This window comes from Escherichia sp. E3659 (genome assembly GCF_005781135.1).
In the GTDB taxonomy this organism is placed as follows: domain Bacteria; phylum Pseudomonadota; class Gammaproteobacteria; order Enterobacterales; family Enterobacteriaceae; genus Escherichia.
In genome coordinates this window covers 14,637-29,148 of the sequence record NZ_VATQ01000040.1, presented here as the reverse complement: position 1 = coordinate 29,148, position 14,512 = coordinate 14,637, and the positions used below count along the sequence as shown (strand labels likewise).

Genomic DNA, 14,512 nt, shown 5'->3' with positions numbered 1-14,512 from the left:
GTTATATGACGTACGCAGTGGAGTTTGACAACGTCTCGCGGTTGTACGGCGACGTGCGCGCGGTAGATGGCGTCAGTATTGCGATAAAAGATGGTGAGTTCTTCTCTATGCTGGGGCCGTCCGGCTCCGGCAAAACCACCTGCCTGCGCCTGATTGCTGGCTTCGAACAGCTTTCCGGCGGGGCGATTGCTATCTTCGGCAAACCGGCCAGTAATCTACCGCCGTGGGAGCGGGACGTGAATACCGTCTTCCAGGACTATGCGCTGTTTCCCCATATGTCGATTCTCGAGAATGTGGCCTACGGGCTAATGGTTAAAGGCGTGGATAAAAAGCAGCGCTACGCAATGGCGCAAGAGGCGCTGGAGAAAGTGGCGTTGGGGTTTGTACAGCAACGTAAACCGTCACAGCTTTCTGGTGGTCAGCGCCAGCGAGTCGCCATCGCCAGAGCACTGGTGAACGAACCGCGCGTGTTGTTGCTGGATGAACCGCTCGGCGCGCTGGATCTCAAATTGCGTGAGCAAATGCAGCTTGAGCTGAAAAAGCTGCAACAGTCTCTCGGTATCACTTTTATTTTCGTTACCCACGATCAGGGCGAAGCGTTGTCGATGTCCGATCGTGTGGCGGTTTTCAATAATGGACGCATTGAACAGGTCGATTCCCCGCGCGATCTCTATATGCGCCCGCGCACGCCGTTTGTTGCGGGATTCGTCGGGACATCCAACGTTTTTGATCCGCTAATGGCCGAGAATCTTTGCGGCATGATGGGCAGTTTTGCCCTAAGGCCGGAACATATTCGCCTGAATACACCAGGTGAAGTGCAGGCCAATGGCACGATTCAGGCGGTGCAATATCAGGGGGCAACCACACGTTTTGAACTGAAACTTAACAGCGGTGAAAAACTGCTGGTTAGCCAGGCAAATGTAACGGGCGAAGACTTACCCAACACGCTCACGGCTGGTCAACAGGTGATGGTTTCCTGGGCGCGTGATGTGATGGTGCCACTGGTTGAGGAGAGGTGAATGGCGATGAACGTATTGCAATCACCTTCACGTCCAGGTCTGGGTAAGGTGTCCGGTTTCTTCTGGCGTAATCCGGGGCTGGGGCTGTTTTTGCTGCTGCTTGGCCCGCTAATGTGGTTTGGTATCGTCTATTTCGGCTCGCTGCTGACGTTGTTATGGCAGGGCTTTTATACCTTTGACGATTTCACCATGTCGGTAACGCCGGAACTGACGCTGGCGAATATCCGTGCGCTGTTTAATCCGGCGAATTACGACATCATTCTCCGCACACTGACAATGGCTGTGGCAGTCACTATCGCCAGTGCCATTCTGGCCTTTCCGATGGCGTGGTATATGGCGCGCTATACCAGCGGCAAAATGAAAGCGTTCTTTTACATTGCGGTGATGTTGCCCATGTGGGCAAGCTACATTGTTAAAGCCTATGCCTGGACCTTATTGCTGGCTAAAGACGGTGTGGCGCAGTGGTTTTTACAACATCTGGGGCTGGAGCCACTACTCACGGCATTTCTCACACTACCGGCAGTGGGTGGTAATACGCTGTCAACTTCCGGGCTGGGGCGCTTTCTGGTGTTTCTCTATATCTGGCTGCCGTTCATGATCCTGCCCGTGCAGGCGGCGCTTGAGCGTTTGCCGCCGTCATTGTTGCAGGCGTCGGCTGATCTTGGCGCGCGTCCACGGCAAACCTTTCGCTATGTGGTGCTGCCGCTGGCGATCCCGGGTATTGCCGCTGGCTCTATCTTTACCTTCTCACTCACACTGGGCGACTTTATAGTCCCGCAGCTGGTTGGCCCGCCAGGGTATTTTATCGGCAATATGGTCTACTCCCAGCAGGGGGCGATTGGCAATATGCCGATGGCTGCGGCTTTTACTCTGGTGCCGATAGTCCTTATCGCACTCTATCTGGCGTTCGTGAAACGTCTGGGAGCGTTCGATGCACTCTGAACGCGCACCGTTTTTCCTCAAACTGGCGGCCTGGGGCGGCGTGGTTTTCCTACATTTTCCCATCCTGATTATCGCCGCCTATGCGTTTAATACTGAAGATGCGGCGTTTAGTTTTCCACCGCAAGGTCTGACGCTGCGCTGGTTTAACGTGGCAGCACAGCGTAGTGATATTCTTGATGCCGTGACACTGTCACTTAAAGTGGCGGCGCTGGCGACATTAATTGCGCTGGTGTTAGGGACGCTGGCAGCTGCCGCGCTGTGGCGACGAGACTTTTTCGGCAAAAACGCCATTTCGCTGTTACTGCTACTGCCCATTGCGCTGCCGGGCATTGTCACTGGTCTGGCGCTATTAACCGCGTTTAAAACCATCAATCTGGAGCCAGGCTTTTTCACCATCGTCGTCGGTCATGCGACTTTTTGTGTTGTGGTGGTGTTTAACAATGTCATTGCCCGTTTTCGCCGCACCTCCTGGAGTCTGGTTGAGGCGTCAATGGATCTTGGGGCCAATGGCTGGCAAACCTTTCGTTATGTGGTGTTGCCGAATCTTAGTTCGGCGCTACTGGCAGGAGGGATGCTGGCGTTTGCCTTGTCGTTCGATGAAATCATCGTTACGACCTTTACGGCAGGTCATGAACGAACGTTACCGTTGTGGTTGCTCAATCAGCTTGGGCGACCACGTGATGTACCGGTAACCAACGTGGTGGCACTGCTGGTTATGTTGGTAACAACCTTGCCGATCCTGGGGGCCTGGTGGCTAACCCGCGAAGGCGACAATGGTCAATAACCACTGATACAGGAATATGCTATGCAACATAAGTTACTGATTAACGGAGAACTGGTTAGCGGCGAAGGGGAAAAACAGCCTGTCTATAATCCAGCAACGGGGGACGTTTTACTGGAGATTGCCGAGGCATCCGCAGAGCAGGTCGATGCTGCTGTGCGCGCGGCAGATGCAGCATTTGCCGAATGGGGGCAAACCACGCCGAAGGTGCGCGCAGAATGCCTGCTTAAACTGGCTGATGTTATCGAAGAAAATGGTCAGGTGTTTGCCGAACTGGAGTCCCGTAACTGTGGCAAACCGCTGCATAGTGCGTTCAATGATGAAATTCCAGCGATTGTCGATGTTTTTCGCTTTTTCGCCGGAGCTGCTCGCTGCCTGAATGGTCTGGCAGCAGGAGAATATCTCGAGGGACATACTTCTATGATCCGCCGCGATCCGTTGGGAGTTGTGGCTTCTATTGCACCCTGGAACTACCCATTGATGATGGCAGCATGGAAACTGGCTCCGGCACTGGCAGCGGGGAACTGCGTGGTACTTAAACCATCAGAAATCACGCCGCTGACCGCACTAAAACTTGCAGAGTTGGCGAAAGATATCTTCCCGCCGGGCGTGATCAACGTACTGTTTGGCCGGGGCCAGACCGTGGGCGATCCGCTGACCGGGCATCAAAAAGTGCGTATGGTTTCGCTGACGGGGTCCATCGCCACCGGTGAGCACATCATCAGCCATACCGCGCCATCCATAAAGCGTACCCACATGGAGTTAGGTGGCAAAGCGCCTGTCATTGTTTTTGATGATGCTGATATTGAAGCTGTGGTCGAAGGTGTACGCACGTTTGGTTATTACAACGCAGGGCAGGATTGCACCGCAGCTTGTCGAATCTACGCGCAAAAAGGCATTTACGATGCGCTGGTGGAAAAACTCGGCGCCGCTGTCGCAACCTTGAAATCGGGCGCGCCGGATGACGAATCAACAGAACTGGGGCCGTTGAGTTCCCAGGCTCATCTCGACCGCGTCAGCAAAGCAGTGGAAGAGGCGAAAGCGACGGGACACATTAAAGTGATCACTGGCGGGGAGAAACGAAAAGGTAACGGTTATTACTATGCGCCGACGCTGCTGGCAGGTGCGTTGCAAGAAGATGCTATCGTTCAAAGAGAGGTATTTGGTCCAGTGGTGAGCGTGACTGTCTTCGATAATGAAGAACAGGTAGTGAACTGGGCAAATGACAGCCAGTATGGTTTAGCCTCTTCAGTGTGGACGAAAGATGTAGGTCGGGCGCATCGCGTTAGTGCACGTCTGCAATATGGCTGCACGTGGGTCAATACCCATTTCATGCTGGTAAGTGAAATGCCGCACGGTGGTCAGAAACTTTCAGGTTACGGCAAGGATATGTCACTTTATGGGCTGGAGGATTACACCGTTGTCCGCCACGTAATGGTTAAACATTAAGGATAATATTGTAGCCAGGGAGAGTGTGAGAAGATCTAACGCACTGTCAGAGAGTTGATATCTCTCTGACAGTGTGTACTGCGTGCAATATCGCTACATCAAATAAACCAACCAAATCTCATAGAGATAAGAGCAAACAATCCAACAGCAGCAAAGAGATTTATAAGCACAACAGTTCTACTGGAAACATTCATATTTTGCCACCTTTTGTCATAGCCCCTATGTGTATAGTACGGGTTAAGTAAATCCGCAATAATACTCATTCTGAAGATGGACAAGGGCAGCTCCCGGGTTATGGAAATATCTCAAATGGGTTGTAAAACTTGATGTACATCAAAAAATAACGCATATTTGCGCGCGTTTTATTCCTCTGGCTGGACGCCCGTACATGTCTCTTTATCAATACCTGCTTGTTTTTTATGCTGTTATGGCAGCTATCGCGTTTGTTATTACCTGGTTTCTTTCCCACGAGAAGAAGCACATTCGTTTTCTGAGTGCCTTCCTGGTGGCGGTGACCTGGCCGATGAGTTTTCCAGTGGCGCTGCTGTTTTCGCTGTTTTAAATCTTGAGCACTAGCTTGACGGCACAACGCAGACTTATATCATTTGGGAGAATCGATAATTTTCACAAGTGGCTAAGGAGAAAGTATGTCGCATCTGGAAGAGGTCATCGCACGCGTGGATGCAGCGATTGATGAGAGCGTCATTGCCCATATGAACGAATTATTAATCGCCCTGAGCGATGACGCAGAGTTAAGTCGGGAAGAACGTTACGCTCAGCAGCAGCGTTTGCGTACAGCAATCGCTCATCACGGGCGTAAGCATAAAGAAGATATGGAAGCTCGCCACGAACAGTTAACCAAAGGCGGCACTATCCTGTGATTAAAACGAGCGTCTGGCCACCAACCAGGCGCCAACCACAAGTAAAATTGCGCCACAAATTGGGCCGATCAACGCCCGTAATGGCACGCCATGGCTACGCAAAATATCCAGCACCAGCCCTCCAATCAACTGACTGGCGACCAGTACTGCAATGGTCGTTGCCGCGCCAACGTTTTGATATCCGCTGATACTGGCAAAGACAAAAAATGATCCCAGCAAGCCAGGAATCAGTGTCCACCAGCGCACGCTGGAAACCAGTTCGCCAAACCCTGCCATCCCTTGTTTAAACCATAAAATGGAGACGAATAGCACAATCCCCACCAGGGAGTTCAGCAGCATGGCGATGAGAATGGTTGAGGACGTCTGGGTGATGCGCACCATCAGCGTGTTTTGCACCACCAGGCCAATTCCGGCGGCAATCAAAAAGGCAAGGGTGAGCGACTGATTCATCCAATCGCGTCCGGTTCAGTGCGCTCGTCGAGTTGCAACTGCATAAATGTCAGATCCAGCCAACGACCAAATTTAGTGCCTACCTGCGGCATTTGTGCGGTGACGACAAATCCCAGCGACTGGTGGAGATGCAGCGAGGCCTGATTTTGCGATTCGATCCCGGCGACCATGACATGCTTCCCGCAATCCCGCGCTTCATCAATCAATCGGCTTAACAATTTACGCCCAAGACCTTTGCCCTGATGATCGGGATGGACATAAACCGAATGTTCCACGGTATGGCGAAAACCGTCGAAACTACGCCAGTCGCCAAACGAGGCATATCCAGTCACTACGCCGTTTTCCTCGCTCACCAGTACCGGATAACCTGCTAAAGTCCGCGCTTCAAACCAGGCAATTCGGTTATCTGCATCCACTGTTTGGTCATTCCAGATAGCCGCCGTATACAACACGGCGTGGTTATAAATTTCCGCAATAGCAGCACAATCGGCTTTGCAGGCAAAACGGATGGACATGTCTGGCCTCGATTAAATATTGATGATGATGTTATCAATACTATCGAAAACAGCCCGAAGCAACGGATTCCTTGATGAAATTATCACGTGTCGCAGAGGGGATGTGACGGCTGCAAACAAAACCAATCCCGTGAGCCTGCTACTATTGATGGATTCATGCCAAAAGCACAGGAGAGCATTATGGGGCAACAAAAGCAGCGTAACCGCCGTTGGGTTCTGGCCTCGCGTCCGCATGGCGCGCCGGTTCCGGAGAATTTCCGTCTTGAAGAAGATGATGTCGCCTCACCGGGTGAAGGACAGGTGTTACTGCGTACCGTTTATCTGTCACTGGACCCGTATATGCGTGGACGTATGAGCGATGAGCCATCTTATTCACCGCCCGTTGATATTGGCAGGGTGATGGTCGGCGGTACGGTGAGCCGTGTCGTGGAGTCGAATCATCCTGATTACCAGCCTGGCGACTGGGTGCTTGGCTACAGTGGATGGCAGGACTATGACATATCCAGTGGCGATGAACTGGTGAAACTTGGCGATCATCCGGAAAACCCTTCGTGGTCGCTGGGTGTGCTGGGGATGCCAGGCTTTACCGCTTATATGGGCCTGCTGGATATCGGTCAGCCCAAAGAGGGCGAAACGTTGGTGGTTGCTGCAGCGACAGGACCAGTGGGTGCGACGGTGGGGCAAATCGGAAAACTTAAAGGTAGTAGGGTAGTTGGGGTGGCCGGTGGCGCGGAAAAATGCCGCCATGCTACCGAGGTGCTGGGCTTCGATGTTTGCCTTGACCACCACGCGGATGATTTTGCCGGGCAGCTGGCGAAAGCGTGTCCGAAAGGGATTGATATCTATTATGAAAACGTTGGCGGGAAGGTGTTTGATGCAGTGCTACCTTTACTTAATACATCCGCGCGTATTCCCGTCTGCGGCTTAGTGAGCGGCTATAACGCCACAGAACTACCGTCCGGTCCGGATCGTTTACCCCTGTTGATGGCAACAGTGCTGAAAAAACGCATTCGCTTGCAAGGGTTTATTATTAGTCAGGATTATGGACACCGCATCCATGAGTTTCAGCAAGAGATGGGGCAGTGGGTAAAAGAGGGAAAAATTCACTATCGTGAACAAGTTACCAACGGTTTGGAGAACGCCCCACAGACGTTTATTGGCCTGCTGAACGGCAAAAACTTCGGTAAAGTTGTTATTCGCGTCGGGGGTGATGACTAAAGATACGACGGCGGCGTAAAGCCGCCACAAAAATCCAGGCAAAAATCTTATTTCCAGCTTTAATTAACTAACCACATCACTGTTCGACGGCTAATAACAATAAAGATGAGTGGATAATGGTTATTCAGCTTCATACACCAGGTAAACGACTTCTGCTATACCGGCAGAGTTGGAACGAATACACGTGAAGGAAATAACATGCCTGGAACGGAAAAAATACCGCATATCAGTTTGACTATGCAGGTTGAGAACGACCTGAAACATCAGCTTAGTATTGGCGCACTGAAACCTGGCGCACGCTTGATCACTAAAAATCTGGCGGAGCAATTAGGCATGAGTATTACACCTGTACGTGAGGCACTATTACGCCTGGTTTCGGTTAATGCGCTCTCTGTCGCACCTGCACAAGCATTTACAGTACCGGAAGTAAGGCAAAGTCAATTAGACGAAATCAATCGGATCCGCTACGAACTGGAATTAATGGCAGTTGTCCAGGCGGTTGAAAACATTGCCTCGCAAGACATAGCGGAACTACAGGAATTGCTCGAGAAATTACAGCAGGCGCAAGAAAATGGCGATATTGAACAACTCATTAATGCAAACAGACTATTCCGCTTAGCGATTTACCATCGCTCAAATATGCCCATCCTGTGTGAAATTATTGAGCAATTATGGGTCAGGATGGGACCTGGTTTACATTATCTTTATGAAGCGATTAATCCAGCGGAATTACGTGAGCGTATAGAAAGCTATCATGTACTATTCGCCGCGTTAAAAGCAAAAGACAAAGAGGGATGCAGACATTGTCTTGCTGAAATTATGCAAAAAAACGTTGCTATGTTGTGTCAGCAATACAGTTGTTAAATAAAAACGTCCGGCAAATACCGGGCATCAATGTATACTCGTCATACTTCAAGTTGCATGTGCTGCGTCTGCGGGTTATTCGGCCCATCCATGGGCCTCACCCCTTACGGGGCCGCTGCAAGCAGCGTTCAAATCCGCTCCATGCGGATTTGTCGCTCACCCCAGTCACTTATTCATGTAAGCTCCTGGGGATTAATGAGAGACATCCATGTCTCTCACCGAAGGCCAGCCTGCGGCTGGGCAAATGCGTTCCTGACGAATTTGTCACTCGCTTGTCGCGTTACTCGGCCTGAGGCCTCGCCCTTTCAGGGCCAACGCAAGCGTTGTTCAAAACGCCCCTGTCGTTTTGTCCTGCAACTCGAATTATTTAGAGTATAGTTATTCAAATCGCCATACGATATTCACGCCGATACCATAATTACGCCCGGGAGCTGGTTCGTAATATCGACCATTTGATTCATTAACAATCACCGATCCGACATATTCTTTATCGAATAAATTATCGACACGACCAAATAAATCCACAGTTAAATTGTGGTAATTATATTTGTAGCCGGTGAATAAGCCGACGAGAGTATAAGACGGCGCTTTGGCCGTATTTTCATCATCTGCCATAATATCGCCCATATAACGCGCTTCCGTGCCTGCATACCAGCCTTCTTCCGGCACATACCCCAAAGACGCAAAGCCCATATTACGGGCGATCCCTGGCATCCGGTTACCGTTACAGTCCTGATCATTACAAACATTGCTGCGATATGTGGCATCAAGCCAGGTCCAGGACGCTTTTACGCGGAAATCTCCGGCGAAACGTTGATCCCACGCCAGTTCAGCGCCTTGACGACGGGTCTTTCCGGCATTTTTGTAAGTCGTACGCCCACCGCTGCTGCTATCGACAACAATTTCATCATCGGTGTCGGTTTGGAACAATGCGAGACTAAGCAATCCATCACCAATACGCGTTTTACTGCCGATCTCAATTGTATCGTTGGTGGATGGTTTTAAACCAAAGTTCATACCGCTTTGCCCATCAGCGCGATAAGACAGTTCATTAATCGTCGGTGTTTCAAAACCGCGCCCGGCTGCCAGATAAATATTCCAGGCATCGGTCATCGCATATTTTAACGATCCGGCAGGTAGCCATTTATGATAACTGGCATCACCGCTGTCATCGCCGTTACCCGGAGTAACGTAATGGTCGTTGGAATCAAACCATACGGAGCTGTAGCGCACGCCAGCATCCAGCGACAGTTTTTCGCTCAGCTGCCACTGCGTCTGTAAATAGGGATCGACGTTCCACATCAGATTACGTTCGTCGCGGCGCAACTCACCTTTATGCCCGTATTCCGGCACGCCGCTATTCAGTCGGAAGTTATTGTAGCCTTTGCGGTTTTCGCTCATGTTTTCGTAGTTCAGGCCGGTAGTGAACGTGACCGGAACGCCCAGCTCGCCACGGTGTGTCCAGCGGCTGTCTATCCCCTGGTAATGGCGTTGCAGAGTAATCACGCCGCCCGCATGCGACGGGTTAAGTTGGGGTGCCATCGGGATTGACTGGTACTGGGTCGTTTCTCGCTCCCCGGCATACATCATCACACTCATATCATCTTGCGCGCTCAGGCTACGTTCATAGCGCAACCCAGCCTGAGTTTGCTTGATGGTTTTTCGTGTGTCGTACTGTTCAGCGCGTGGCGCTTGTTGCGGATTCGCCTTCCATTCTGCTTCGGTTAATCCACCAGGGTCATCTGCTTTGATATCCACGCTGTTGAAAATCAGGCTTAATTTGCTGGCGTCATCAATCCGTACGCCCAGTTTGGCATTGGCTAAATTTTTCTGTGCACCACTATGGTCACGATAGCCGTGAGTCGTAAAGCGTGTGGTTGAGACGGTGTAATCGACATCGCCGGGCTGTGTGCCGTCGCCCGTTGCGCCCGTTGCTTTCAGCCCATAGCGCCAGCTGCCAAAACTGCCATAGTAACTACTGGCTTCAATGGTTGGCGGTTGCTGTCCGGTTTGAGTAGTGACATTCATCACCCCGCCAGACGCGTTGCCATACAGGGCAGAGAAGGGGCCACGCAGCACTTCCACATTTTGCACACTGCTTAAATCGATATTGGATGTTTGCCCTTGTCCGTCGGGCATGGTGGCGGGAATACCGTCCACATACAGGCGAATACCGCGAATTCCGTAAGTGGAACGGGAGCCAAATCCGCGAATCGACAGCTGTAAATCTTGCGCATAGTTCTGCCGGTTTTGTACCTGCAAACCAGGCACGCTGGTCAGTGATTCAGACAAATTGATGCGCGGTGTTGCCAGGCGCATTTCTTCGCCATCCACCACGCTTACTGCTGCTGGCGTATCCAGCTCGGAAATCACTTGTGGCGCGGCACTGACAATCATGGTTTGTTCATTGGTTGCAAAAGCGGAAGGGGAAAGGGCAATCAGTGCGGGCAAAACAGTCTGTCGGACGGAGAAAATCTTCATGAAAAAAGCCAGGTTAAGAATGGGAATACGCCGTCATGGTAATGAAATTGTAAATTTATGGAAAACGAAACGGCACAATACGTTAAGTGATTGAGAAAATTGTAGTCGCAACGGCAAGAAATACTCCACATTTGAGAAAATAATGATTACCATTCCCATTTATAACAAGAGTGTAACGATGATTACGCTCAGCGAAGCATTGTGAAGCAGCAAAAATATCGGTTCATCAAAGGGAGTCGTCATGCATTTACGTCATCTGTTTTCATCGCGCCTGCGTGGTTCATTACTGTTAGGTTCATTGCTCGTTGCTTCATCATTCAGTACGCAGGCCGCAGAAGAAATGCTGCGTAAAGCGGTAGGTAAAGGTGCCTACGAAATGGCTTATAGCCAGCAAGAAAACGCGCTGTGGCTCGCCACTTCGCAAAGCCGCAAACTGGATAAAGGCGGCGTGGTTTATCGTCTTGATCCGGTCACTCTGGAAGTGACTCTGGCGATTCATAACGATCTCAAGCCGTTTGGCGCCACCATTAACAACGCTACTCAAACGTTGTGGTTTGGTAACACCGTAAACAGTGCGGTCACGGCGATAGATGCCAAAACGGGCGAGGTGAAAGGGCGTCTGGTGCTGGACGATCGTAAGCGCACGGAAGAGGTGCGCCCGCTGCAGCCGCGTGAACTGGTAGCTGACGATGCCACGAACACCGTTTACATCAGTGGTATTGGCAAAGAGAGCGTGATTTGGGTCGTTGATGGCGAGAATATCAAACTGAAAACCGCCATCCAGAACACCGGTAAAATGAGCACTGGTTTAGCGCTGGATAGTAAAGGCAAACGTCTTTACACCACTAACGCTGACGGCGAATTGATTACCATCGACACTGCCGACAATAAAATCCTCAGCCGTAAAAAGCTGCTGGATGACGGCAAAGAGCACTTCTTTATCAACATCAGCCTCGATACCGCCAGGCAGCGTGCATTTATCACCGACTCTAAAGCGGCAGAAGTGTTAGTGATCGATACCCGTAATGGCAATATTCTGGCGAAGGTTGCGGCACCGGAATCACTGGCTGTGCTGTTTAACCCAGCGCGTAATGAAGCCTACGTAACGCATCGTCAGGCAGGTAAAGTCAGTGTGATTGACGCGAACAGCTATAAAGTGGTGAAAACGTTCGATACGCCGACTCATCCGAACAGCCTGGCGCTGTCTGCCGATGGCAAAACGCTGTATGTCAGTGTGAAACAAAAATCCACTAAACAGCAGGAAGCTACCCAGCCGGACGATGTGATTCGTATTGCGCTGTAATCGACACAGGGGAGTTTGTCTTTCGTAGGCCGGATAAGGCGCTAGCGCCGCATCCGGCAAGCGGAGCACAATGCCTGATGCAACGCTGTCGCGTCTTACCAGGCCTGCAATATGCATAATTACTTGATTTATATTGAGTTTGTTGGCCGGATAAGGCATTTACGCCGCATCCGGCTTTAAACCGGGAATTTTTGCAATTAACTCGCCGTTTCAGGCTTAAACACAATTTCCTGTTTTTCTTCATCTTCCTCGATGACTGGCGCAGTGCTGTGAATTTCAGCAACGCGTTTGCGCACACCAAACCAGCCTATAACCAGCAGAATACCGATAATCGGCAGCGCCGCGATGGTATAAGTCCCGTTCGGGTAATCGAACGCCATCAGCACCAGGACGCTCAGTAAAAACAGTAATGTCAGCCAGGAAGTGAAGGGCGCGCCAGGCAGTTTAAAACTGACATCCGCTGCTTTGCCTTCTTTAATCGCTTTACGCAGGCGCATCTGGCACACGATGATAAACGCCCACGAGGCGATAATTCCCAGCGACGCGAAGTTCAGGACAATCTCAAATACGCGAGACGGCACCAGATAGTTAAGGAATACGCCGACGACATACACAACCAGTGTCGCCAGAATCCCGGCATACGGCACATGCTGACGGCTCATTTTCGCCATAAAACTCGGTGCGGAACCGCCCATCGCCATCGAGCGCAGAATACGCCCGGTGCAGTACAGACCTGAATTCAGGCTGGAGAGGGCAGCAGTCAGCACCACAATGTTCATAATGCTGCCGATATATGGCACACCCAGTTTAGAGAAAAACGTCACGAACGGACTTTGCCCCGCCTGATACGCGCTCCACGGCAATAACATAACCAGCAACACCACGGAGCCGACGTAAAACAGGCCAATACGCCAAATCACACTGTTAATCGCTTTAGGCACCATGGTCTGCGGATCTTTACATTCTCCGGCAGCTGTACCCACCATTTCAATGGAGGCAAAAGCAAACACTACGCCCTGAATCAACACCAAAGCAGGCAGCAGACCGTGGGGGAAGAAACCACCGTTATCGGTAATCAAGTGAAAGCCAGTCGTGTTGCCATCCAGCGGCTGGCCGCTACCGAGGAACACTGTACCCACGACCAAAAAGGTCACAATGGCGAGCACTTTAATAAGCGCAAACCAGAACTCCATCTCCGCAAACCATTTCACACCGATCATATTCATGGTGCCAACGATGGTCAGCGCAGCGAGCGCAAAGACCCACTGCGGCACGCCACCAAATGCGCCCCAGTAATGCATATACAGTGCGACGGCGGTAATATCGACAATCCCCGTCATCGCCCAGTTGATGAAGTACATCCAACCGGCAACATAAGCGGCTTTCTCTCCTAAAAACTCTCGGGCATAAGAGACAAAACTGCCACTGGAAGGGCGGTGTAACACCAGCTCACCCAATGCACGCAGAATAAAAAACGAAAACAGGCCGCAGATTAAATAGACCAGTGCCAGCGCTGGCCCTGCCATTTGCAGTCGGGCTCCCGCGCCTAAAAACAAACCAGTACCAATCGCGCCGCCAATGGCGATCATCTGCACCTGACGATTGCCCATCGCTTTGTGATACCCCTCTTCGTGGGCATTAAGCCAGCGGCGTTTCGCGGCGTGTTGATCTGAAGTGTCGGTGTCGTGTTTACTCATTGCTCTCCCTGATTGCTTTAATGAAAACGTCATATAAGTTGCCATGAACAATGTTTATTCATCCTGGCGATGATAGTTATCACCATTATTCTTTATGGGTATAAAACTATCGGCGCAGCATCCTACCCGTTATCGATAAACGATGCAAAACATCCCCTTACAATCCTGAAGGGGATTAATACAACTGACGAAAAAATGACAAATCCTTTTGCTGGTTAACCTGTGTGCTGTCCTACACTTAATCTTTAAAAGATTGTGAGGGCATATGATTAAGGTGTATGGCGTACCCGGATGGGGCTTACAATCAGTGAGCTGATGCTAACACTGGCTGATATTCCTTATCAGTTCGTTGATGTCAGTGGTTTTGACCGCGAGGGTACTTCACGCGAGTTATTGAAAACCCTGAACCCGTTGTGTCAGGTTCCGACACTGGTGCTGGAAAATGACGAGATTATGACGGAGACAGCGGCGATTGCATTGATGGTTCTCGATCGTCGCCCGGACCTTGCGCCACCGGTTGGGCGCGCCGAACGTCAGCAGTTTCAACGGCTATTGGTCTGGCTGGTTGCTAATGTCTATCCAACGTTCACTTTCGCCGATTACCCTGAGCGTTGGGTATCTGACGCACCTGAACAGTTAAAGAAGAATGTTATTGAATATCGCAAATCTCTTTATATCTGGCTGAATTCACAATTGACCGCTGAACCTTATGCCTTTGGTGAGCAACTAACGCTGGTGGACTGTTATCTTTGCACTATGCGCACATGGAGGCCTGGGCATGAATGGTTTCAGGATAATGCCACGAATATCAGTGCGATTGCTGATGCTGTATGCCAGGTATCAAAGTTACAAGAAGTATTAAAAAGGAATGAAATTATTTGAGTGGGATACCAGAGGATTATGTTATTTATT

The 14,512-nt window shown here is 50.7% G+C and carries 14 protein-coding genes and 1 pseudogene; 10 read left to right on the top strand and 5 right to left on the bottom strand.

What is annotated here, in order from left to right:
* The first annotated feature begins 5 nt into the window (after positions 1-5).
* The 4 genes from FEK47_RS21300 to patD are packed head-to-tail and all read left to right on the top strand — an operon-like array spanning position 6 to position 4,191.
* Positions 6-1,019, top strand: coding sequence for an ABC transporter ATP-binding protein (locus FEK47_RS21300; protein WP_130222682.1), 1,014 nt, complete (start codon positions 6-8; stop codon positions 1,017-1,019).
* On the top strand, positions 1,020-1,961 hold the full coding sequence (locus FEK47_RS21295; protein ID WP_001251315.1) for an ABC transporter permease: 942 nt from the start codon (positions 1,020-1,022) through the stop codon (positions 1,959-1,961).
* A complete protein-coding gene (locus FEK47_RS21290) occupies positions 1,951-2,745 on the top strand; it encodes an ABC transporter permease (RefSeq protein ID WP_130222678.1) in 795 nt (264 codons plus the stop codon). The genes FEK47_RS21295 and FEK47_RS21290 overlap by 11 nt, the downstream gene beginning before the upstream one ends.
* 21 nt (positions 2,746-2,766) lie before the next feature.
* Complete coding sequence (gene patD, locus FEK47_RS21285; protein WP_135487800.1) at positions 2,767-4,191, top strand: aminobutyraldehyde dehydrogenase; 1,425 nt, start codon at positions 2,767-2,769, stop codon at positions 4,189-4,191.
* Between the two features lie 98 nt (positions 4,192-4,289).
* Here the strand turns inward: patD and yncL are convergent, their stop codons facing one another.
* On the bottom strand, positions 4,290-4,385 hold the full coding sequence (gene yncL / locus FEK47_RS21280; protein WP_074399477.1) for a stress response membrane protein YncL: 96 nt from the start codon (positions 4,383-4,385) through the stop codon (positions 4,290-4,292).
* Between the two features lie 194 nt (positions 4,386-4,579).
* Here yncL and FEK47_RS21275 point away from each other — a divergent pair, with 194 nt between their 5' ends.
* Both FEK47_RS21275 and ydcY read left to right on the top strand, forming a co-directional pair.
* Positions 4,580-4,753 (top strand): GhoT/OrtT family toxin, encoded by a 174-nt coding sequence (locus FEK47_RS21275; RefSeq protein ID WP_130219308.1) that lies wholly within the window; start codon positions 4,580-4,582, stop codon positions 4,751-4,753.
* A gap of 85 nt (positions 4,754-4,838) precedes the next feature.
* Positions 4,839-5,072 (top strand): DUF2526 family protein YdcY, encoded by a 234-nt coding sequence (gene ydcY, locus FEK47_RS21270; protein WP_135487799.1) that lies wholly within the window; start codon positions 4,839-4,841, stop codon positions 5,070-5,072.
* On the opposite strand, the gene FEK47_RS21265 is transcribed toward ydcY, so the two are convergent.
* A complete protein-coding gene (locus FEK47_RS21265) occupies positions 5,073-5,522 on the bottom strand; it encodes a DMT family transporter (protein WP_001548534.1) in 450 nt (149 codons plus the stop codon). It abuts the gene before it with no gap.
* Positions 5,519-6,037, bottom strand: a complete 519-nt coding sequence (gene mddA / locus FEK47_RS21260) for an L-methionine sulfoximine/L-methionine sulfone acetyltransferase (RefSeq protein WP_130222672.1) — start codon at positions 6,035-6,037, stop codon at positions 5,519-5,521. The genes FEK47_RS21265 and mddA overlap by 4 nt, the downstream gene beginning before the upstream one ends.
* A gap of 180 nt (positions 6,038-6,217) precedes the next feature.
* On the opposite strand from mddA, the gene curA reads away from it, so the two are divergent.
* Together curA and mcbR are read left to right on the top strand one after the other, a co-directional pair.
* Positions 6,218-7,255, top strand: a complete 1,038-nt coding sequence (gene curA / locus FEK47_RS21255; RefSeq protein WP_135487798.1) for an NADPH-dependent curcumin/dihydrocurcumin reductase — start codon at positions 6,218-6,220, stop codon at positions 7,253-7,255.
* Positions 7,256-7,453: 198 nt separating this feature from the next.
* Positions 7,454-8,119, top strand: a complete 666-nt coding sequence (gene mcbR / locus FEK47_RS21250; RefSeq protein ID WP_135487797.1) for a colanic acid/biofilm transcriptional regulator McbR — start codon at positions 7,454-7,456, stop codon at positions 8,117-8,119.
* A gap of 378 nt (positions 8,120-8,497) precedes the next feature.
* Here mcbR and pqqU read toward each other — a convergent pair whose 3' ends face one another.
* Complete coding sequence (gene pqqU, locus FEK47_RS21245) at positions 8,498-10,600, bottom strand: TonB-dependent receptor PqqU (protein ID WP_135487796.1); 2,103 nt, start codon at positions 10,598-10,600, stop codon at positions 8,498-8,500.
* A 241-nt stretch (positions 10,601-10,841) separates the two neighbouring features.
* Here pqqU and FEK47_RS21240 point away from each other — a divergent pair, with 241 nt between their 5' ends.
* Positions 10,842-11,903 carry a YncE family protein gene (locus FEK47_RS21240; RefSeq protein WP_135487795.1) on the top strand — a complete coding sequence of 354 codons (1,062 nt, stop codon included), beginning with the start codon at positions 10,842-10,844 and terminating at the stop codon, positions 11,901-11,903.
* A gap of 197 nt (positions 11,904-12,100) precedes the next feature.
* On the opposite strand, the gene ansP is transcribed toward FEK47_RS21240, so the two are convergent.
* The gene (gene ansP, locus FEK47_RS21235; protein ID WP_032173839.1) at positions 12,101-13,600 is read right to left on the bottom strand and encodes an L-asparagine permease; all 1,500 of its coding nucleotides are present in this window, start codon (positions 13,598-13,600) and stop codon (positions 12,101-12,103) included.
* 265 nt (positions 13,601-13,865) lie between these two features.
* On the opposite strand from ansP, the pseudogene FEK47_RS21230 reads away from it, so the two are divergent.
* Positions 13,866-14,482 (top strand): annotated as a pseudogene (locus tag FEK47_RS21230) (glutathione S-transferase family protein).
* The last annotated feature ends 30 nt before the right edge of the window (positions 14,483-14,512 follow it).